We start from the raw sequence: 19,923 nt of genomic DNA on the forward strand, positions 1-19,923 counted from the left end.
CCTCCATGGAACCCACCGCTCACGTCAGCAAAACGCCCCTGCCCGGAGTCGGCACGAGGTACGACCTCAAGACCGACGCCGGCGCGCACCTGTCCGTCGTCGTGCACCAGGACGGCCGCCGCATCCTGGCCTTCCACGATCCCGAGGACGACGACAACTGCAAGGACGCCGCAGCGCTCGCGCCGCACGAGGCGACCGCGCTGTCCAAACTGCTCGTCCCCGACCCCGTCGCCCACCTGCACCAGCACATCGAGATCGACCTCGTGACGGAGCACATCCCGGTCACGAAACGCTCCCCGTACGCCGGCCGGCTGCTCGCCGACACCCAGGCGCGCACCCGCACAGGAGCGTCCATCGTCGCCGTACTGCGTCGCACCGCGGCGTTCCCCTCGCCCACGCCCGACTTCCGCTTCGCCATCGGCGACACGCTCGTCGTCGTCGGAACCCGCGAAGGCGTCGACGCCGTTGCCGAACTGATCACCGGAGGATAGCCACCCGTGCACGACACCACCGCGCTGCTCATCGAACTCGGGTCGATCATCCTCGCCCTGGGCCTGCTCGGCAGGCTCGCCGGACGCATCGGGTTCTCACCCATACCGCTCTACCTGCTCGCCGGACTCGCCTTCGGCCACGGCGGGCTGCTGCCCATGAACGCCAGCGAGGAGTTCATCGCCACCGGCGCCGAGATAGGCGTCATCCTCCTGCTGCTGCTCCTCGGCCTCGAGTACAGCGCCTCCGAGCTCGTCACCAACCTCAAGACCCAGTACCCCTCCGGCATCGTCGACTTCGTCCTCAACGCCCTCCCCGGCGCGGTGGCCGCACTGATCCTCGGCTGGGGACCGGTGGCCGCCGTCGCGCTCGCCGGTGTCACTTGGATATCGTCGTCCGGCGTCATCGCCAAGGTCCTCGGCGACCTCGGCAGGCTGGGCAACCGTGAAACGCCCGTCATACTCGGCGTCCTCGTCATCGAGGACCTCGCGATGGCCGTCTACCTGCCGCTGCTGACCGCCCTGCTCGCCGGCCTCAGCCTCGCCGGCGGCAGCCTCACCCTGCTCATCTCGCTCGGCACGGTCAGCATCGTCCTCTACGTCGCACTGCGCCACGGCCGGCTCATCAGCCGGGCCGTCTCCTCCGACAACCCCGAGATGCTGCTGCTGGTCGTCCTGGGCCTGACCCTTTTCGTCGCCGGCATCGCGCAGGAACTCCAGGTGTCCGCCGCCGTCGGCGCGTTCCTCGTCGGAATCGCACTGTCCGGCGAGGTCGCCGAGGGCGCGCACAACCTTCTCGCGCCGCTGCGGGACCTGTTCGCCGCGGTCTTCTTCGTCTTCTTCGGCCTGTCGACCGACCCGGCGGACATTCCGCCGGTCCTCGTCCCCGCGCTGATCCTGGCCGTCGTCACCGCGCTCACGAAGATCGCCACCGGCTGGTACGCGGCCCGTCGCGCGGGGATCGGGCCACGCGGACGGCTGCGAGCGGGTGGCACGCTGGTCGCCCGCGGTGAGTTCTCCATCGTCATCGCGGGCCTCGCGGTCGGGGTCGAGCCCCGGATCGGGCCGCTGGCCACGGCGTACGTCCTGATTCTTGTGATCATCGGGCCGCTGACGGCGCGGTGGACGGAGCCGATCGGGCGCCGCTTCCTGCGGACGCCGGCGCCGGCGCCGAAGGAGCCGGCCGTGCCACTGGAAACGGCCGACACGGCGTCGACCCCGACCTGACGGGGCCGCGGGGGAATGACGCCCTCCGGGCGTGACCCGGTTCGTCCGGGCCGGCCCGGCCCGGACGGCGTCGCCCCTTCCGGGCGTAGTGCTTCCGGGCCGGGCCGCGTCCGGCACGGGGTCGTTACTCCTGCGGGGGCGTCCGGAGAGGGTGCCCGGAACGGCTGTCCTCACCGCCCCCCGTTCACAGCGCCGTGCCGGTCTCCTCGGCCAGTGCCTCGAGGAGCTGGTCCTGGAACGCCTCGTCATGGACGGCGCGGTGCGGCTGCCTGAGCTTCTGGTGGTACCAGTAGCCGCCCGTGGTCAGGGCCTCGGGGTCGTCGCTGGTGACGAGCCACTCCTGTGTCACATGCCCGAGTTCGAGATCGTCCGGAGCGCCCGGACCGCCCATCCTGGTCGGCACCCAACCCGGGTCGACCGCATTGCTCCGCACATCGGGACGCAGGCGGGCCACCGCGGCGGCGAGCGTGGTGACGAACAGCTTGCTGTCCGCGTAGGAGCCCGCGCTCTCGCCGGCCCAGTCGACTCCCCGCACGGCCGGGCGCCCGCTGAAATGGGAGCCGCTGCTCAGGTACACCAGTCGGCGCGGCGCCGGAAGCAGGGCTGTGAGCAGGTAGGGGGCGATGATGTTGACCGGCATGACGGCCCGCCCGCTCCATACACCGGCGTTGTGGACGACCGCGTCCAGCGGGTCGGCGTCATTCAGCGCGGCGGCGATCCGCCGTACGGCGTCACGCTCGGTGAGGTCGCCGGTGACGGCCTCCGCGCCGCGGTCGAGCAGCGGTCGCAGAGCGGTTGCCCGCCGAGGGTTGCGGGCGTGTACCACCACTTGGTGCCCGGCGGTCAGCAGTGCCTCCGCGGTGGCCCGGCCCAGGCCGTCCGTGGAGCCGGTCACCAGGATGCGGCTCACCGCCGCACCGCCGCGTATTCGTGCTCGGCTGCTTTCTGCACGGCTTGTCTCCTTCTGCTCGTGTGCGGCGGCGGCACGTGCCGCGCATGACGGCGTCCGCGCGGGCCGGTGGGGTGCTTTCAGGCGGTGGGGTGCCGCGCTGCCGGGCCCGTGTTCTCGGTGGCGGCGAGGGAGGCGAGCAGGCGTAGTCCCTCTTCCGAGGGGGAGCCGGGTTCGGCCGTGTAGATGGTCATGCCGAGTCCCGGTTCGGCGGCCAGGTCCAGGGATTCGTAGGCGAGGGTGAGGTCGCCGACCGAGGGGTGGCGGAACCGCTTGGTGCCGGTGCCGTGGCGGCGCACGTTGTGGGCGCCCCAGCGGGTGCGGAAGTCCTTGCTGCGGGTGGACAGCTCCCCGACGAGGTCGTGGAGGCCCTTGTCGTGGGGGTCGCGGCCGGCTTCGCGGCGCAGGATGGCCACCGCCATGTCGGCGAACAGCTCCCAGTCGGGGTAGAACCGGCGGGAGGCCGGGTCGAGGAAGTTGAAGCGGGCCAGGTTCCGCTGGTTGTCCCCGTCGGCGAACAGGTCGGTGTAGAAAGCACGGGCGAGGGGGTTGGCCGCCAGGACGTCCATGCGGCCGTTGGTCACGACTGCGGGCCCGGCTGTGATCGCGTCGAGGGTCCACTGCAGGCTGCGGTGCGGGGTCCACTGCCGGGTGGCGGCGCGGCGCCGGGGGCGGGTGAGGGCGTCGGAGCCGTCGGCGGCCCGGGCCAGGTGCAGGAGGTGGGCGCGTTCGGTGTCGTCCAGTTGCAGGGCGCGGGCGACGGCCTCCAGGACGGCGGGGGAGGCGCCCGCCAGGTTGCCGCGCTCCAGCTTCGCGTAGTACTCGACGCTCATGTCGGCCAGCGCGGCGACCTCGCTCCTGCGCAGCCCGGGCACACGCCGTCGGGAACCGGCCGGCAGGTCGACCTGCTCCGGGGTGATCTTCGCCCGCCGCGAGGTGAGGAACTCGCGGACCTCCTCACGGTTGTCCATGTCTTCGACCGTACGGCCTGCCCGCCGCGGAAGGGATGTACTGGCGGTACACCTCTCGCTGGTATCTCGCTCACCGCAGGGACGAGCGGTTACCTGGAATGCGGGCACTCCCGGAGCGGCGCAGCCGCCCCGAGGGGTTAACCGGCCCACAGCACGCGAAGGGCAACGGGGCCCTTACGCGTCCCCCGGTCCGTACCCGCACCGGTTGCGGCGGCCCGAAGGGCCTCCCCGGACCACCCTTCAAAGAACGTGAGGACTTCCCCATGCGCGGAGCAGTGATCCACGCCCCCGGCGATGTGCGCTTCGAGACCCTGGACGACCCGATGATCCTGAAGCCGACGGATGCGGTCATCCGCACGGCCGTCACCTGTGTGTGCGGGTCCGACCTGTGGCCCTGGCGGGGCCTGGACGCCACCGACGAGGCGCACCCGATGGGGCACGAGTACGTCGGTTTCGTCGAGGAGGTCGGGTCCGAGGTCACCGCGGTCAGGCCGGGCCAGTTCGTGGTCGGCTCGTTCGCGACCTCGGACAACACCTGCGCCAACTGTCGTAACGGATGGCAGTCCAACTGCCTCAAGCGCGAATTCATGAGCACCTGCCAGGCCGAGTACGTGCGTATCCCCAACGCTCAGGGCACCCTGGTCGCCACCGACGGGGTGCCGGGCGAGGAGTTCTGGCCCGGCCTGCTGGCGGTTTCCGACGTGATGGGCACCGGCTGGTACGCGGCCGACGCCGCCGAGGTCCGGCCCGGTTCCACCGCCGTGGTGGTCGGCGACGGAGCGGTCGGGCTGTGCGCGGTGATCGCCGCGAAGGAGATGGGTGCGGAGCGGATCATCGCGATGAGCCGCCACGCCTCCCGTCAGGAGCTCGCCCTGGAGTTCGGCGCCACCGACATCGTCACCGAGCGCGGCGAGGAGGGCATCGCCCGGATCAAGGACCTCACCGACGGGATCGGAGCGGACAGCGTGCTGGAGTGCGTCGGCACCGCCGAGGCCATGCAGCAGGCCCTGCACTCCGCGCGTCCCGGCGGCAACGTCGGCTTCGTCGGCGTGCCCCACGAGGTCGCCGTCGACGGCCAGGAGCTGTTCTTCTCCCACGTCGGTCTGCGCGGCGGCCCCGCCCCCGTACGCCGCTACCTGCCCGACCTGATCGAGCGCGTCCTGAGCGGCCGGATCGACCCGGGCAAGGTCTTCGACCTCACCCTGCCGCTGGAGCAGGTGGCCGAGGGCTACAAGGCCATGGACGAACGCAGTGCCATCAAGGCACTCCTCAAGCCCTGACGCCGGGCCGCGGCTCCCACGGGGACACTCGTCGTCCCCCTCGCGACCCCGCGAACCGCCGGCCCGACCGTGCGCCCCGCGGTCGGGCCCGGCGCGCACCCGGCCTCAACACCGTCTCGTTTTGGTTCCTTTGGAGATCGTCAATACGATCCGCTGATGATCATAAGAAGACGGCCCGCGGCCCGGATCTGCGTGCTCCTCGCAGTCCTGGTCGCCGGGCTGTTCCCGACAGGCATCGCCGCCGCCGACGAACCGGTGGCGAAGGAATCCCCCAAGGTCGAGCTCGTGCTCGACGTCAGCGGATCGATGCGTGCCCGCGACATCGACGGCAAGAGCCGTATGGCCGCCGCGAAGCAGGCCTTCAACGAGGTGCTGGACGCCGTCCCGGAAGACGTGCGGCTCGGCATCCGCACGCTCGGGGCCGACTATCCGGGCGACGACCGCAAGCGCGGTTGCAAGGACACCCGGCAGCTCTACCCCGTGGGGCCGCTCGACCGGACGGAGGCGAAGACCGCCGTCGCCACCCTCGCGCCCACCGGATGGACACCGATCGGCCCGGCGCTGCTGGGTGCGGCGGAGGATCTGGAAGGCGGTGACGCGACCCGAAGGATCGTGCTCATCACCGACGGCGAGGACACCTGCGCACCGCTCGATCCGTGCGAGGTCGCGCGGGAGATCGCGGCCAAGGGCATCCACCTCGTGATCGACACCCTCGGCCTGGTGCCCGACGCCAAGACCCGCGCCCAGCTCAGCTGCATCGCGGAGGCCACCGGCGGTACGTACACGTCGGTCCAGCACACCGACGAACTCTCCGACCGGGTGAGCCAGTTGGTCGACCGGGCCGCCGACCCGGTGGTCACGCCCGTCGCCACGCAGGGCGCCGGCCAGTGCCGCGACGCACCCCAGCTCGAACCGGGTCTGTACACGGACCGGGAGAAGTTCGGCGAGCACCGCTGGTACCGGGTGGACGTGCTGCCCGGCCAGGAGCTGCGCGCCTCCGTGAGCGTCGGCGCCGACCGCGCGGTCAACAAGGACTACGGGGTGCTGCTGCGCGCCGTCACCGTCCACGGCCGTGAGATCGTCCGCGGCTCCGAGGCCGGCGACGGCCGTACCGATCTGATCTCGACCGGTCTTCGCTACCCGAAGCCGGAGCTCGAGGACGCCGACGGCGTCAAGCCCGCCGCGGAGACCGTGTGCCTCCAGGTGAGCAACTCCTTCTCCGCGCCGCCCGCCGTCAAGACCGAGCCCGGACTGCCTGTGGAACTCACCGTGGACGTGGTCGACGCACCCGAAGCGGCCTCCGACGTGGCCGCGTTCGGCCTCGGGCGCGGCTGGTGGCTGCTGGGCGTCCTGGTACTGGCCGGCTTCGTGGCCGGTCTGCTCTGGGGCTGGGTCTCGCGCTGGCGTATCGCCGTCTGGAGGACCAACTGATGCGTATCGCACGCATACTGACGGTCGGCGCACTGACCGCCGCCGCGCTGTTCGGCCCGGCGGCCGCCGCCCTGGCGGACAGCCCGTCGCCCGGCCCCGAAGGTGACGACCGGGCCCCCACGGAGGCCGGTACCGGCTTCCGTACGGCCACCCCGATCGAGCAGGACCAGAAGGCCACGGCGAACGCGTCGAGCGGCGACTACCTGTACTGGGTGTTCCCCGCGGACGCGGAGCAGCAGCCCACCGTCAAGGCCCGGGTCACGCTGCCCGAGTCGGCCGAACGGCACGGCGCCTCGACGTGGCGCATCGACGTCTACGACGGGCTGCGCCGCCGCCAGGCCTGCACGTACGGCATGCAGGCCCGGACGGCGGCCGCCGACGCCACGTCGGTGGAACTGTCGTGCACCCTGCGGACCGTCCGGTCGCTGGCCGAGCCGTGGGCCGACGACCCGCTGCCCGGCAGTTACTACATACGCCTGACCGTGACCGGTCTCCCGGAGGAGGACCTCGGCCTCCCCGTCGCCGCGGAGGTCGAGGCGGTGTCCAAGGACGCGGGCGGGGCGTACGCGGTCGACGGTGCGCTCGCCGAGCCGCTGGTGCCGGGCGTCTCGGCCGACGAACGGCGCAACGAGGAACAGGCGGTCCTGGACTGGTCGTCCGGCCGGTGGTCCGACCGCTGGATCTGGACCGGCGCCGGCGGTCTGCTCGCGGCGCTCGCGGGCGTCGGCGGTTACGTGCTCACCCGGGGTGCCGGCCGCCCCTCGCGGATGCCGCCGGGCGTGTGAGTCCCCGGGCGGCCACGGCGTTCCGCCGTGGCCGCCCGGCCGCCTCAGAAGTCGAAGAGCACGCCGCTGCCGCTGCTCCGGATGCACGCGTTGCCGAAGGTGTGGGCGTAGTCGACGCGCGTGCCGTTCCACACGCCGTCCACGGTCACCGTCACCGGATCCCACTGCTTGGTGCAGACGACGCTCGGGTCCCGTGTGGTGATGGCGTCGAAAGCGCCCTCCGCGGCGCGGAGTTCGGCGCAGGCGGCCTTCGCGGCGGGATGGGTGCCGGTCGCCGTGGGCGTGCAGCTCAGCGTCACCGCGCGCAGCACCGTCCCGGCCGCCGCGTCTTCCCCTGTCGTGACGGTCAGCACGAGGGCCGACGGCGGGTACAGCCTCTCCGGCCCGGGCTGCGCGGAGTTCGCGCTCCCCACGGCGGGCGCCGCGACGAGAGCCAGCGTGGTGGTGGCTGCGAGCGCGAGGCCTCTGGCGATGTACCGCATTTCGAACACTCCTTGGGGTCGTTGTTTCGGAAATCGGACGGGAGTCTTACTCACCGCGGTGAAGAACGCTTGGCCCTGTGCACGGTTTCGGTCACGCCCGGTGATGCCCGGAGGGCAGGCGGTGACCGGGTCGGCGATGCTGACCAGCGGTTCAGTAGGTTGCCGAATCGGCCGAAGAAAGACGTTCGAGGTGGTTGAGCAATTGAATATAAGGCTCACGAATTCTTGAACCGTTGATTGAAAGGTGTGGCGATGTTCAGGCCTGTGTTGCTCCCGCGTTGGACGACCGGTCGGCATCGGGGTTCACTGAGCTGAGGAGCCCAGGGAGGTGACGATGGAACCGGTCGAGGCCCTGAACCGGGTGGCCTTCCTCCTGGAACGCTCACTCGCGGAGACCTATCGCGTCCGCGCCTTCCGCACCGCCGCCGCGGCCCTCGCCGAACTCGACGCGCAGGAGATCGCCGGCCATGCCGAGGCCGGAACGCTCGTCAAGATCAAGGGAATCGGTCCCAAGACCGCCCGTGTGATCGAGGAGGCCCTCGCCGGCGGAACCCCCGCGTATCTCCAGCGGCTCGAGGAAGAGGCCGGGGCGCCGCTCGCCGACGGCGGCAGCGCCCTGCGCGCCGCGCTGCGCGGCGACTGCCACCTGCACTCCGACTGGTCGGACGGGGGCAGCCCCATCGACGAGATGGGCCGTGCGGCAGCCGCCATCGGCCACGAATGGGCCGTCCTCACCGACCACTCGCCCACCCTCACCGTCGCCAAAGGGCTCACCGCGGAACGGCTGCGCGCCCAACTCGACGTCGTGGCCGAACTCAACAAGGAATGGGCGCCCTTCAGGCTCCTCACCGGCATCGAGTGCGACATCCTCCCCGACGGCAGCCTCGACCAGGATCCCGAACTGCTGGACCGCCTCGACCTCGTCGTCGCGTCCGTCCACTCCAAACTCCGCATGGACTCCGCCGCGATGACCCGGCGGATGGTCCGCGCCGTCGAGAACCCGCTCACCGACGTCCTCGGCCACTGCACCGGACGGCTCGTCACCGGCGGCCGTGGCACCCGGCCCGAGTCGCAGTTCGACCCGGACGAGGTGTTCGGCGCCTGCGCCGAGCACGGCACCGCCCTGGAGATCAACAGCCGCCCCGAACGGCGCGACCCGCCGCGCCGGCTGCTCCGCTCCGCCGTCGCGACGGGCGTCCTCTTCGCCGTCGACACCGACGCCCACGCGCCCGGACAGCTCGACTGGCAGATCATCGGCTGCGCCCGCGCCGAGGAGTGCGGGGTGCCGGTGGAGCGGGTGATCAACACCTGGACGGCGGACGAGGTCCTCGAGTGGACCCGGACCAGGCGACCGCCCGCCGCAGGCCGGGTCAACCGCTGAACATCAGACGGACCGCCAGGAAGACGATCACCCCGTTGCCGATCAGCGCTGTGGTCAGACGCCCCTTGTCGCTGGTGAGGACACGACCGACCAGCGCCCCGCCGACGGCCAGCAGTGCCTGCCAGCCCGCCGACGCGGCGAACGCGGCGACGACGAACAGCAGGCCGCCCATCGGAGGCCAGTCGTCGTTGCGGAGCGCCAACACCAGGGCGGAGAAATAGACGATGGTCAGCGGGTTGAGGACAGTGAGCCCCAGGAACTGCAAGTACGCGTGGAGCGGCCGCCTTTCCTCCACCCGCTGGACCGGCCCGGGATCGAGCGAGCGGCGGACGGCGTCCGCCAGTCCCTTCGCCGCGAGGACGAGCAGCACGACCGCCGCCGTCCACCGCATGGGCTGCGCGACGGGCTGGAGCAGGCCGGCCAGCGCCGCGCCCGTCAACGCGGCGATCAGCGCGTACAGACCGTCGGCCGTCGCCGTCCCCATCGCGCCCGCGAGACCCGTACGCAACGACGTCTGCGCGGAAAGCGTCACGATCATGACGGTGACCGCGCCGACCGGCATGGCGATGCCGAGACCGGCCAGCGCGCCCGAGATCAAGATGTCGTACACAACTTCCCCCGTGATGGGCGCACTCCGACTGCGCCGATCCAACTGCCGGGCCGAACGGCCGGTCAAGGCGATTTCCGACCCACGCGACGAGGCCGACGGGCCTCGAAGCCGAGACCGCCGGACGCCGTGAGCCGGCGCACGGAACGGGTCGCACAAATAGCTGGCGCACCGCCCCGGGGCGCCGCTATCGTTCTGCTCGTTCCGGGCCGCGGCAGTTCGTCGTACCCGGCCGAACGGTGTTGGTTCGTCGAGAAGAAGACGAGCAGGAGGTGAGGACATTGATGACTGTCACGGTGACGGGCGCCGCCCGCGTTCAGAGGTTCATCATCGTTTCCACCCCTGTGGCCTCCGGCTGACACCCACTCGACGTCCGCGCGCGGAGCGCGCGCTGCCGGGGCCGCCCTTCGAAGGGTTCCCCTTGTTCAACACCCAGCCCCACACGTCTTCCACCACCTCTGCCGCCCAGGACACGCTCGCCCCGTACGGGTGGGACCCGGCCTGGGAAGCCGAATTCGCACCGTACGCCGCCCAGGGCCTGCTGCCCGGCCGCGTCGTACGCGTCGACCGCGGCCAGTGCGACCTCGTCACGCCGCGCGGTCCGCTGCGCGCCGACACCGAATTCGTCACCCCCCGCGACCCGATGCAGGTCGTCTGCACCGGCGACTGGGTCGCCGTCGACCCCGACGGCGACCCCCGGTTCGTACGGACCCTCCTGCCGCGGCGCACCGCCATCGTGCGGTCGACGTCGTCCAAGCGGTCGGAAGGCCAGGTGCTCGCCACCAACATCGACCACATCGTCATCTGCGTCTCGCTCGCCGTCGAACTCGACCTCGGCCGGATCGAACGCTTCCTCGCCCTGGCGTGGGAAAGCGGGGCGCAGCCGCTGATCGCCCTCACCAAGGCCGACCTCGTCCCCGACGTCACCGGGCTGTCCTACCTCGTACAGGACGTCGAGACCACCGCGCCCGGCGTCCAGGTCGTCCCCGTCAGCTCCACCACAGGCGAAGGCGTCGAGGTCCTCACCGCCATCGTCTCCGGCGGCACCAGCGTGCTGCTCGGCGTCTCCGGAGCGGGCAAATCCACCCTCGCCAACGCGCTCCTCGGCGAGGACGTCATGGACGTCCAGGCCACCCGTGACGTCGACGGCAAAGGCCGGCACACCACCACCACCCGCAACCTGCTCGTCCTGCCCGACGGCGGAGTCCTCATCGACACGCCGGGGCTGCGGGGCGTCGGACTCTGGGACGCCGAAGCCGGCGTGCACCAGGTGTTCTCCGAGATCGAGGACCTCGCCGCGCAGTGCCGCTTCCACGACTGCGCCCACGAGGCGGAGCCCGGCTGCGCCGTGCTCGGCGCGATCGAGGACGGCACGCTGTCGGAACGGCGGCTCGACAGCTACCGCAAGCTGATCCGGGAGAACCAGCGGATCGTGGCCAAGACGGACGCGAGGCTGCGGGCGGAGATCCGGCGCGACTGGAAACTGAAGGGCGCGCAGGGGAAGGCGGCGATGGAGGCCAAACGGGGGCGCCTCCGCTGACCCGGGCGAAGCCCGGCCCAGCGCGTGTCGCCCCTGGCGGGGCGGTGGGCCATGTCCGTGGCCCGTGTCGCCCTGCGGGCGGAGTCCGGCACGGGGTGGGGCCACGCGGCCCGGCGCGGCCCGGTCGTGTGTTGCCCCCGCGGGGCGTGGCCAGGCCTGGGGGTGGTGCGCCTCGCGGGGCGTGGCCGGCACGGGGGCGTGTCGCCCGTGCGCCCGTCCCGTGCGGGTGCGGTGCGCCCTTGCGGGCGTGGCCACCGTGGTGGGTGGTGCGGGCGACGGGGCCTCCGGAGGGGGGTGCCCGGAATGGCTGTCCTCACCGCGCTTCGCGCGAGTTGCGACGCTTTACTTCCGGACACCCCCCTCCTACGACCCCGCCCCCCTTCCGCCCGTGCCGCCCCTTCCGGCCGGTGGTCCGCAGGGGCGCGTTTCGGCCTGCTGGCCCGTCAGGACGGCGGTCCTGACTTGGGGCGGCGCGGCTGGCGTCGGGACCGCGAGTGGCGCGGCCCCTGACCCCGCGCCGGTGGCTTTTCGATCGGCGGGCGGGCAGGGACCTGTCGCGGCGCGAAGCTGCCGTGATGGGGGTAGTGGGAGCGTCAGCCCCGCCAAACCTTCTCCCTTTCCCCGGGAGGGGGCTGGGGGCGTCAGCACCCATGGGTCCGGGGCCCGGGCCGGGTCGGTGTCCGTTCCGGCACGTACGCTGCGGGGGCGGGGGGAGGCCTGGCGCGGCGCGAAGCTGCCGTCATGGGGTGTGGGGGCGCCGGCCTCCACAAACCCCTTCCCCTCCCCACGGGAGGGGGCTGGGGGCTTCAGCCCCCACGGGGTCCGGGGCCTGCCCCGGTTTCGGGAAGGGGCGGGGTGGGGAAAGGCCCCGCGCAGCGCGCCGGCCCCCGCCGTGGGGAAGGGGCGGGGTGGGGAAAGGCCCCGCGCAGCGCGCCGGCCCCCGCCGTGGGGAAGGGGCGGGCGCCCGGGCCGGCCCGGTGCTAGCCGCCGGCCAGCACCGCGCCCACCCACGCACCCACCACCAGCAAGCACCCCATGAGTTCCACCAGCACGCTCGTGCCCGCCGCGCGCATCACCGCGCGGGTCGAGGCCGTCGCAGGGCCGTGGCCGCCCAGCCGGAGGCGTTCCGAGCCGTAGATGCCGCCCACGAAGCCCGGCACCGCGCCGATGACGGGCAGCAGGACGAATCCGGCCAGCGCGCCGAGGCCCGCCGACGCGGCCATCCGGCGGGTGATGCCGAGGCCGCGTAGTCGGCGGTTCGGCAGCAGCCAGACGATGACCTGGTTGACGAGCAGGACCGCCGTCGCGCCGACGAGCAGGCACCACGCCAGGCCCGTCCGTACGTGCAGGGACCACCAGAGCACGGCGGCCCACACCAGCCACGGCCCCGGGACGCCCGGGACGATCACCCCGAGGAGACCCAGCAGCATCACCCCGCCGACCATGAGGAGCTGCCATACGCCCACATGCCAAGCGTGCAGGATCAGGGGCGGTCGTGCAGGTCGCGCGCCACCCAGCCCTTCGCGTAGGCGTGCCAGCCCAGCTGGAGGCGGGTGGTCACGCCGGTGAGTTCCATCAGCCCCTTGACCCGGCGCTGCACGGTCCGCAGCCCCAGGTCCAGCTGCTTGGCGACGCTCGCGTCGGTCATGCCGGCCAGGAGGAGCGAGAGGATCTCCAGGTCCGTGGTGTCCGGGCCGGAGACGTCCTCCTCGATCCCGCGCACCCCCAGCCGCAGAGGGAGCGCCTCACGCCAGACCGCTTCGAAGAGGCCCATCAGCGACTCCAGCAGCCCGCTGGCGTGGACGACGAGCGCGGCGGGCTCGGCGCCGCGGCCGGTCAGGGGCACCATCGCGAGGGTGCGGTCGGCGATGACGAGCTTCGTCGGCACCCGGTCGACCACCCGGACCTGTTCGTCACGGCTCAGGGCCGCCGACAGCTCGGTGATGCCGTCGGGCTTCGTCAGCACCTCGCGTTCCAGGACGACCCGGTACGCGACGCCCCTGGACGTGGCGTTCTCCTCGGCGTCGTTGTCCATGCCGCTGACGGCTATGGGGTTGCCGGTGACCAGCGCGCAGACCTCCTCCGTCGCGCCGAGCTGAAGCTGTCCGAAGCGGTGCACCACGGCACTCGCCCCGGTCACCACCTCGACGAGGTCGTGGACGGCCGGCTCGTCGGACTCCGCCCGGTACTCCTCGGCGAGCAGCGCCGCCGCCAGTTCCGCCTGCTCCAGTTCGTGCCGCTGCTGCGTCAGCAGGGCGCCGAGCGCCACACCGGGCGGCGCCGCCACCCAGCGGCCGGTGCGCGCGGACGACTGCGCGGCCAGCCCCTGCTGCTCCAGCCGGCGCAGGGCCCGCTCCGCGTCCGGCTCCGGCATCGCAAGCCGGCGTGCGAGATCGGAGATCTCGGCGGCCCCCAGCGCCACCAGCGCGCGGTACGCCGACTCCTGTCTTTCGTCGAGCCCTATCGCTCCCAGCACGGAATCCCTCCCCGGACGTGCGCCTGTCCGCCGCCGTGGCGGAAATCGGCCACGGCGTGAACCCGCCTCGGACATCATCCCCGCATCGGCCGCCGCTCTGCCAATGTGGCCGCCACCGCAGCACCAACAGCCTCCGGCAGCGGGGCCTTTGTGCCCTTTTGTGGCCGGATTCAGATGGGGAGAGCGATGCGCCCGATATCGCGTACGGCACTGGGGGCGGCAACAGCCGCCGTGCTGGCCGTCACGGCGATCGCACCGTCGGCGGCCGCAGGGCCGCAGGACGGGGCGACCGAGAAGAGACCACTGGTCGGCAGCGAGGCCGCCGCACGGCAGGGGGAGCGGCCGGTCACGGTCACGCTCGTGACCGGGGACCGTGTCCTCGTCGGCCGGGACGCCTCAGGCGCGCCGTCCGCCACCGTACTGCCGCGTCCCGACGGCACCACGGCCACGACGCAGACCCGCCGCTCGGGTCAGGACCTGTACGTCTACCCGGAGGGCGCCGCCGCCGCGCTGGCGGCCGGCACCGTCGACGAGCAGCTTTTCAACGTCACCGGGCTGGTCCGCCAGGGCTACGACGACGCGCACACCTCGGCACTGCCGCTGATCGCCACCTACGGCGGCGACGTGGCCCGCTCGGCCCCGGCCGTCCCGCGCGGCGCGAAGCGCGGGCTCGTACTGGAAGCCGTCGGCGGGGTCGCCCTCAAGGCGGACAAGAAGCAGGCGGCCGACTTCTGGGCGGACGTCACGAACACCCGCTCCCGGGCGGCCGCCGGACTGAAGAAGCTGTGGCTGGACCGTAAGGTCGAGGCCACCCTCGACCGCTCCACACAGCAGGTCGCGGCCGATCTGGCCTGGGCCGCCGGATACGACGGCAAGGGCACCAAGGTCGCCGTGCTCGACACCGGCGTCGACGCCGAACACCCCGACCTCAAGGGCCGGGTGACCGCCGCGGAGAACTTCACCGACTCCGACACCCCCGGCGACAGCCATGGGCACGGCACCCACACGCTCTCCACCGTCGGCGGCTCCGGCGCCGCGAGCGGCGGCAGGAACAAGGGCGTCGCCCCCGGTGCCGAGCTGCTCAGCGGCAAGGTCCTGAACGACTACGGCAACGGTGCGGAGTCCTGGATCATCGCCGGCATGCAGTGGGCGGTCGACCAGAAGGCCGACGTCGTCTCCATGAGCCTCGGCAGCCCGCAGCCGACCGACTGCACCGACCCGATGAGCACCGCGGCCGAGGAACTCGCCCGCACCGAGGGCACGTTGTTCGTCGTCGCCGCCGGCAACGCGGGCCCGTCGCACAACACCGTCTCGTCGCCCGGCTGCGTGCCCGGCGTCCTCACGGTCGGCGCCGTCGACCGCGACGACAGCACGGCCCAGTTCTCCAGCCGGGGACCCGCGATCGTCTCCCACACGCTGAAGCCCGAGATCGCCGCGCCCGGCGTCGCCATCTCGGCCGCCGCGGCCGGCGGCCGGGGACCGTACGCGTACCGGTCGATGTCCGGCACCTCCATGGCCACCCCGCACGTCGCCGGCGCCGCCGCGGTCGTCAAGCAGCGCCACCCGGACTGGACCGCGCAGCAGATCAAGGCCGCGCTGGTGTCCTCCGCCAAGTCGTCCGTCCCCGGCGACGTACGCGAGACCGGCGGCGGCCGGCTCGATGTGAAGGCGGCAGTCGACACGACCGTGACCGGCGCGCCCGCCGTCCAGGGCGGCACCTTCAACTGGCCCCAGGACGACAGCGACCGGACCACCGTCCAGATCCCCTACACCAACAGCGGCGACAAGCCCGTGCGCCTCGACCTGGCCGTGCGGAAGGTGACCGGCAACGACGGCTCGCCCGTGCGATCCGGGATCGCCGGGCTCGGCGCGCGTGCCGTGACCGTCCCCGCCGGTGCGACCGTCAAGGTCCCCCTGACCCTGGACCCGTCGGCGCGCATCGACCGCGCCCAGTACGGGGACATCACCGGCCGAGTCGTCGCCACCGGTGGCGGCGTCACCGTCTCCACGCCGTTCTCGCTGTACGTGCAGCCGGAAACGGTCAGCCTGCGCGTCAAGCTCGTCGACCGCGAGGGCGAGCCCGCAGCCGGATCGTCCTCGCTGGACGTCATCGGAACCGACGACGCGACCGGTGAACGCCGCTTCAACGACGGCGCCGCCGACCAGGTCTACCGGCTCCGCCCCGGCTCGTACTTCCTCTCCTCCTTCGTCACGTCCGGCGACGGCACCGTCAGTTACCTCGGCCGCCCCGAGATCGAACTGACGAAGGACACGACCGTCGTGCTCGACGCGCGCAAGGCGCACCGCCTCGGCATCGAGACCGACCGCGGCTCCGAGGTCCGGATGGGCACGCTCGGCTTCGCCCGCGGCTGGGACGACACCTGGCTCCACGCCGGCACGATCACCGGCGGCCGCACGGTCACCGGCTTCTACGCCGACGTCCAAGGCCGTGCGAAGAACGGCGACTTCGAGTTCGCCAGCTACTGGCGCGCCTACGCCCCGCTGATCGACGAACTCACCGTCGAGGGCGGCCCCCGACTGCGTGCCGTCGCCGCGAGCACCGGATCGGTCAATCTCGACGGCACCGGCACCGCGGGCCTCGTCGACGCGGGCACCGGAACGCCCGCGGAGCTCGAAGCGGCGGGCGTCAAGGGCAAGTTCGCCCTCGTGCACGTCCCCGACGGTGGCATCGGCGCCGCCACCGCGGCACGCAACGCCAAGGCGGCCGGCGCACTCGCCGTCGTCGTGCACCGCGACGCGCCCGGCATGTACCTGCCCTCCATCGGCTACGGCACCGCCCCGCGCCCGGTCATCGGCATCGAGGCCGAGGAGGCGCGACTCCTGCTCGAGCGGCTGGCAGACGGCCCGGTCTCCCTGCGCTGGAAGGCCACCGCCAAGAGCCCGTACGTCTACAACCTGAGCTTCCCCGAGCGCGGCCCCATCGCCTCCGACCGCACCTACCGGGTCCGCGACACGAAGCTTGCCAGGAACGACACCACGTACCGCGCGATGGGCGTCGCCGCCGACTACCGGGACGTCGTCGTCGCGTACAGCCCCAGCGGCATCCAGGCGTCCCTCTCCGGCATCGACCTGGTGCCGGCGCCCGGCGAGCGCGCCGAGTTCTACACCCCCGGTGACACGCGGTGGGAACACCACGTCTCCTCCAGCTTCCCCTGGGGCGAGCTCATGTCCGACCCGGCCCGCACGTACGAGCCCGGCGAACGGCGTGAGGAGAGCTGGTACGGCGGCGTGCTCGCCCCGGCCGCGCCCCTCGACGCGCCGGGCCGGCAGGGCCTCGCAGCCGAGCGTCAGGGCAACCTCATCGGTGTGGCCCCCGCGTTCTGGCGTGACAGCGAACATGTGGGATCGGCCGGGTCGTTCGGCGACATCGGCAACACCCGCCTGCTCCGCGACGGCGAGGAGGTCGGCCGGACCCCGTACCCGTTCGGTGTCTACGAGGTCCCCGCCGGCGACGCCGCCTACGAACTGACCCTGATGACGATGAAGATCGGCTCGCCGGCCGCGGTCTGGAAGCGGTCCACCCATCTGGAGACGACCTGGAAGTTCCGTTCGAAGCTCGACGAGAACGTGTACTCCCAGGGCATCCCGCTCCTCTTCCCGGACTACGAACTCCCCGAGGACGGCCTCAAGACCGTCGCCGCGAGCGACGGCCTGCGGATCGGCCTGAGCGCCACGGGGCACGCCGGTTACCGGCCCGGCGCGCTCACCGGCGCCAAGCTGTCGTACTCGTACGACGGCGGGCAGACCTGGACCGAGGCGGCCACCGGACGACAGGGCGACGGCACCTGGAACGCGACCGTGAACCACGCGGGCGCGTCCGGCAAGGCGGTCACCCTGAGAACCGAACTGACGGACGCCCACGGCAATTCCGTCACCCAGCTCGTGGTCGACGCCTACGCGGTGCGCTGACGCGCAGACGCGCCGATCACGACCGGTCCGCCGGGCGTCCTTCCCGTGGGGGGTTGGGCCGCCCGGCGGACCTTTGGCGGGTGTCTTTTCGTCAATGCCCGTTTTCTGGCCCTGGGTGCGGTCGACAATAAGGGCATGAGTGAGCAGGGGGACAGGCCCAACAGGCCTACCACCGAAGACGACTGGTGGAGCCGGCTGTACGACGACTCCGCCCCGGACACCGGCCGCCCGACCGCGTCCGCCGATTCTCTGGACGACCGCTTCGACTCGGCATCGGGCACGGTGACCGCGCGTCCGCACGCGTGGTGGGACCGCCCGCCGTCACCGCCCGAGGGGCGCGTGGGGGAGCGGGGCGTCCGTGGCGACGGCCCCGCGGCCGGGGCCCCTCCGGTCCCCGCCCGCCCGGCGGGCCCTCCGCCGTCTCCCGCACCGGGCGGACCCGGCGTGGGGGACGAGCCGCAGGGTACGGCTCTCCCTCCCCCCGCCCCGGCGACGCGCTTACCCGGCGCGGCTCCTGCGCAGGCTGAGCGGCCGCCCGGTGACGTGGTCGCTGACGGCTTCGTGCGTGACGAGCCGCCAGGTGCGGCCCTCGCCCCGCCTGCCCCCGTGGCGGGCCCGCCCGGGGAGGCGGCGAGGGACGGCGGCTCCATGCCGCCTGTCCGCCACGAGCCACCCGCGAGGCGCCGGACCGACCCCGGCGCAGACGCGGCGCACAACGGGTCCGGTGCCGCACCGGCCGCTGGAGACCCGCGCGGGGCGGGCGCCGCACCGGCGTCCCAGCCCCCGCCCGGCGCGCCGCCCCGGCCGGACGGGCCGGCGCAGCCGCCTGTGGGCGGCGATCCGCGAGACAGTGCGCCGGGGGCGCCGCGTTCCGGCGCCGGGGACCGTTCCACCGGAGGCCGGCCGCCCCGTCCGGACGGGACGCCCCGGGCGGCCGTGGGCGACGATCCGCGTGAGGGTGCGCCAAGGGCATCCGGTTCCGGTGCCGTCGACCGTTCCGCCGCAGGTCCGCCGTCCCGTGCGGACGGGGCGGGGCCGGCGCAGTCGGCCGGTGGGACCGCGGCGTCCGGGTCCGCTGCCGGGACCCGTCCTGCCGGAGGGCCGCCGCCCCGGCCGGACGGGCCGGCCGCCGGGAGCGATCCACGTGAAGACGACGCGGGACCGGCCGGTCCCGCGTCCGACACCCGCGCTGCCGGCAGCCCGGCCTCCGCCGGGGGCGACGGTCCCGCCTCGACGCCACCCGCCGCCGGAGGCCTGCCTTCCCGGGAGGGCGGTGCGCGCGCCGGGACGCCGCCACGCGGTCCCGCCTCACCCGCGCCGCGGGCCGCCGTCCCCGCGCAGGCGCCCCGCGGTGGCGTCGTCGGCGACGGGCCGCCCACCTACGACGCGGAGCCGACCGCGTTGCCCGCCGCCGAGGCGGACACGCTGGACCAGCTCGTCGCCGACACGGTGCTCGACGGCGCCAGGTACGGCACGTACACGCTGCGGGCCGCCTCCGTGCGGGGCGACTCCGCGCGCTTCCGTGGTGAGCCGCGCCGCGACGCCCTGCTCACCGCCCGGTTCGGCACCGGGCCCGCCGCGCTGGTGCTCGTCGCCGTGGCCGGCGGGATCCGCGGTTCGGACACCGCTCATCTCGCCGCCGCCGACGCCTGCCGGTGGATCGGCCGTGCCGTCGGCCGCAGTCACGCACGGCTGGCCGAGGACATAAGGGCCGGCCGGCGCGGGGACCTCAAGTCGGGACTGCACCGGCTCACCGACCGCAGCCTGGGCAGGCTCCGCGCCCGCGCCGCCGAACTCGGTGTGGAGCCGGAGGCGTACACGGCCGGACTGCGGTGTCTGCTGCTCTCCGCCGACCCCGGCTGCCGCACCCGCGTCTTCTTCGGCGTCGGCGGCGGCGGACTCTTCCGGCTGCGTGACGGCGCCTGGCAGGATCTCGAGCCGCCCGTACCGGACCGGGCCGACGTCACCGGCGCACCCGTCGTCGGGTTCGGATCCGCCGTGCCGGAGGCCACGCCCGACGGTGACCGGCTCACCATGGACCTCGGCATCCCCACGGGCCCGGCGCCGTACATCGAGTCCCCGCCGCCCCCGGTGGCCGAGCCGTTCCGCTTCCGTGCCTCGGTGGCCCGCCCGGGCGACACGCTGCTGCTCTGCAGCCCGGGACTCGCGGCCCCGGTGCGCGGCGAGGCGGCGCTCGCGAAGGAGCTCGCCGAGCGCTGGCGCGGTCCGCAGCCGCCCGGGATGGCCCAGTTCCTCGCCGATACACAGCTCAGGGTGAAGGGCTACGCGGACGACCGGACGGCCGTGGCGGTATGGGAGGCATGACCGCGCAGGCGTAACCGCACGGGCGCGACCGGCCCGGCCATGGGTTGATGG

At 73.1% G+C, this 19,923-nt stretch carries 14 protein-coding genes and 1 pseudogene; 9 read left to right on the forward strand and 6 right to left on the reverse strand.

Going from position 1 to position 19,923, the window contains the following annotated elements; translation table 11 throughout:
- The first annotated feature begins 5 nt into the window (after positions 1 to 5).
- Both ACTMTU_RS00350 and ACTMTU_RS00355 read left to right on the forward strand, forming a co-directional pair.
- Positions 6 to 491, forward strand: coding sequence for a cation:proton antiporter regulatory subunit (locus ACTMTU_RS00350; protein ID WP_441261360.1), 486 nt, complete (start codon positions 6 to 8; stop codon positions 489 to 491).
- Positions 492 to 497: 6 nt separating this feature from the next.
- Positions 498 to 1,715 carry a cation:proton antiporter gene (locus tag ACTMTU_RS00355; protein WP_441261361.1) on the forward strand — a complete coding sequence of 406 codons (1,218 nt, stop codon included), beginning with the start codon at positions 498 to 500 and terminating at the stop codon, positions 1,713 to 1,715.
- 184 nt (positions 1,716 to 1,899) lie between these two features.
- On the opposite strand, the gene ACTMTU_RS00360 is transcribed toward ACTMTU_RS00355, so the two are convergent.
- Both ACTMTU_RS00360 and ACTMTU_RS00365 read right to left on the reverse strand, forming a co-directional pair.
- The gene (locus ACTMTU_RS00360) at positions 1,900 to 2,625 is read right to left on the reverse strand and encodes an SDR family NAD(P)-dependent oxidoreductase (RefSeq protein ID WP_441261362.1); all 726 of its coding nucleotides are present in this window, start codon (positions 2,623 to 2,625) and stop codon (positions 1,900 to 1,902) included.
- A 119-nt stretch (positions 2,626 to 2,744) separates the two neighbouring features.
- On the reverse strand, positions 2,745 to 3,635 hold the full coding sequence (locus ACTMTU_RS00365) for a helix-turn-helix transcriptional regulator (RefSeq protein WP_441261363.1): 891 nt from the start codon (positions 3,633 to 3,635) through the stop codon (positions 2,745 to 2,747).
- Positions 3,636 to 3,898: 263 nt separating this feature from the next.
- On the opposite strand from ACTMTU_RS00365, the gene ACTMTU_RS00370 reads away from it, so the two are divergent.
- From ACTMTU_RS00370 to ACTMTU_RS00380, 3 genes are all read left to right on the forward strand, one after another.
- Positions 3,899 to 4,915: a zinc-dependent alcohol dehydrogenase family protein gene (locus ACTMTU_RS00370; protein ID WP_441261364.1), complete on the forward strand. Its 1,017-nt coding sequence runs from the start codon at positions 3,899 to 3,901 to the stop codon at positions 4,913 to 4,915.
- 156 nt (positions 4,916 to 5,071) lie between these two features.
- Positions 5,072 to 6,346: a VWA domain-containing protein gene (locus ACTMTU_RS00375; protein ID WP_441261365.1), complete on the forward strand. Its 1,275-nt coding sequence runs from the start codon at positions 5,072 to 5,074 to the stop codon at positions 6,344 to 6,346.
- Positions 6,346 to 7,131 carry a hypothetical protein gene (locus tag ACTMTU_RS00380; protein ID WP_441261366.1) on the forward strand — a complete coding sequence of 262 codons (786 nt, stop codon included), beginning with the start codon at positions 6,346 to 6,348 and terminating at the stop codon, positions 7,129 to 7,131. The genes ACTMTU_RS00375 and ACTMTU_RS00380 overlap by 1 nt, the downstream gene beginning before the upstream one ends.
- 44 nt (positions 7,132 to 7,175) lie before the next feature.
- On the opposite strand, the gene ACTMTU_RS00385 is transcribed toward ACTMTU_RS00380, so the two are convergent.
- Positions 7,176 to 7,613, reverse strand: coding sequence for a subtilase-type protease inhibitor (locus ACTMTU_RS00385; protein WP_441261367.1), 438 nt, complete (start codon positions 7,611 to 7,613; stop codon positions 7,176 to 7,178).
- Between the two features lie 334 nt (positions 7,614 to 7,947).
- Between ACTMTU_RS00385 and ACTMTU_RS00390 the strand changes: the two genes are divergently transcribed.
- The gene (locus ACTMTU_RS00390; RefSeq protein ID WP_441261368.1) at positions 7,948 to 8,994 is read left to right on the forward strand and encodes a PHP domain-containing protein; all 1,047 of its coding nucleotides are present in this window, start codon (positions 7,948 to 7,950) and stop codon (positions 8,992 to 8,994) included.
- Here ACTMTU_RS00390 and ACTMTU_RS00395 read toward each other — a convergent pair.
- Positions 8,984 to 9,604 (reverse strand): LysE family transporter, encoded by a 621-nt coding sequence (locus ACTMTU_RS00395; protein ID WP_441261369.1) that lies wholly within the window; start codon positions 9,602 to 9,604, stop codon positions 8,984 to 8,986. The genes ACTMTU_RS00390 and ACTMTU_RS00395 overlap by 11 nt on opposite strands.
- Positions 9,605 to 10,022: 418 nt before the next feature.
- Here ACTMTU_RS00395 and rsgA point away from each other — a divergent pair, with 418 nt between their 5' ends.
- Positions 10,023 to 11,141: a ribosome small subunit-dependent GTPase A gene (gene rsgA / locus ACTMTU_RS00400; protein WP_441261370.1), complete on the forward strand. Its 1,119-nt coding sequence runs from the start codon at positions 10,023 to 10,025 to the stop codon at positions 11,139 to 11,141.
- Positions 11,142 to 12,121: 980 nt separating this feature from the next.
- Here rsgA and ACTMTU_RS00405 read toward each other — a convergent pair.
- Positions 12,122 to 12,607, reverse strand: coding sequence for a DUF456 domain-containing protein (locus ACTMTU_RS00405; protein WP_441261371.1), 486 nt, complete (start codon positions 12,605 to 12,607; stop codon positions 12,122 to 12,124).
- A 17-nt stretch (positions 12,608 to 12,624) separates the two neighbouring features.
- Positions 12,625 to 13,617 (reverse strand): helix-turn-helix domain-containing protein, encoded by a 993-nt coding sequence (locus ACTMTU_RS00410; RefSeq protein WP_441261372.1) that lies wholly within the window; start codon positions 13,615 to 13,617, stop codon positions 12,625 to 12,627.
- A 186-nt stretch (positions 13,618 to 13,803) separates the two neighbouring features.
- On the opposite strand from ACTMTU_RS00410, the gene ACTMTU_RS00415 reads away from it, so the two are divergent.
- Together ACTMTU_RS00415 and ACTMTU_RS00420 are read left to right on the forward strand one after the other, a co-directional pair.
- On the forward strand, positions 13,804 to 17,547 hold the full coding sequence (locus ACTMTU_RS00415) for a S8 family peptidase (RefSeq protein WP_441261373.1): 3,744 nt from the start codon (positions 13,804 to 13,806) through the stop codon (positions 17,545 to 17,547).
- A 1,335-nt stretch (positions 17,548 to 18,882) separates the two neighbouring features.
- A pseudogene (locus ACTMTU_RS00420) lies at positions 18,883 to 19,872 on the forward strand (protein phosphatase 2C domain-containing protein); the annotation flags it as partial.
- Positions 19,873 to 19,923 lie beyond the last annotated feature (51 nt).

The organism is Streptomyces sp. OZ13 (genome assembly GCF_052068155.1).
GTDB lineage: Bacteria > Actinomycetota > Actinomycetes > Streptomycetales > Streptomycetaceae > Streptomyces.

What these genes read in the sequence shown, in the direction of transcription:
- ACTMTU_RS00350 (WP_441261360.1), top strand. Translation starts at nt 6, where the DNA reads ATGGAACCCACCGCTCACGTCAGCAAAACGCCCCTGCCCGGAGTCGGC.
- ACTMTU_RS00365 (WP_441261363.1), bottom strand. Translation starts at nt 3,635, where the DNA reads ATGGACAACCGTGAGGAGGTCCGCGAGTTCCTCACCTCGCGGCGGGCG.
- ACTMTU_RS00370 (WP_441261364.1), top strand. Translation starts at nt 3,899, where the DNA reads ATGCGCGGAGCAGTGATCCACGCCCCCGGCGATGTGCGCTTCGAGACC.
- ACTMTU_RS00375 (WP_441261365.1), top strand. Translation starts at nt 5,072, where the DNA reads ATGATCATAAGAAGACGGCCCGCGGCCCGGATCTGCGTGCTCCTCGCA.
- ACTMTU_RS00380 (WP_441261366.1), top strand. Translation starts at nt 6,346, where the DNA reads ATGCGTATCGCACGCATACTGACGGTCGGCGCACTGACCGCCGCCGCG.
- ACTMTU_RS00385 (WP_441261367.1), bottom strand. Translation starts at nt 7,613, where the DNA reads ATGCGGTACATCGCCAGAGGCCTCGCGCTCGCAGCCACCACCACGCTG.
- ACTMTU_RS00390 (WP_441261368.1), top strand. Translation starts at nt 7,948, where the DNA reads ATGGAACCGGTCGAGGCCCTGAACCGGGTGGCCTTCCTCCTGGAACGC.
- ACTMTU_RS00415 (WP_441261373.1), top strand. Translation starts at nt 13,804, where the DNA reads ATGCGCCCGATATCGCGTACGGCACTGGGGGCGGCAACAGCCGCCGTG.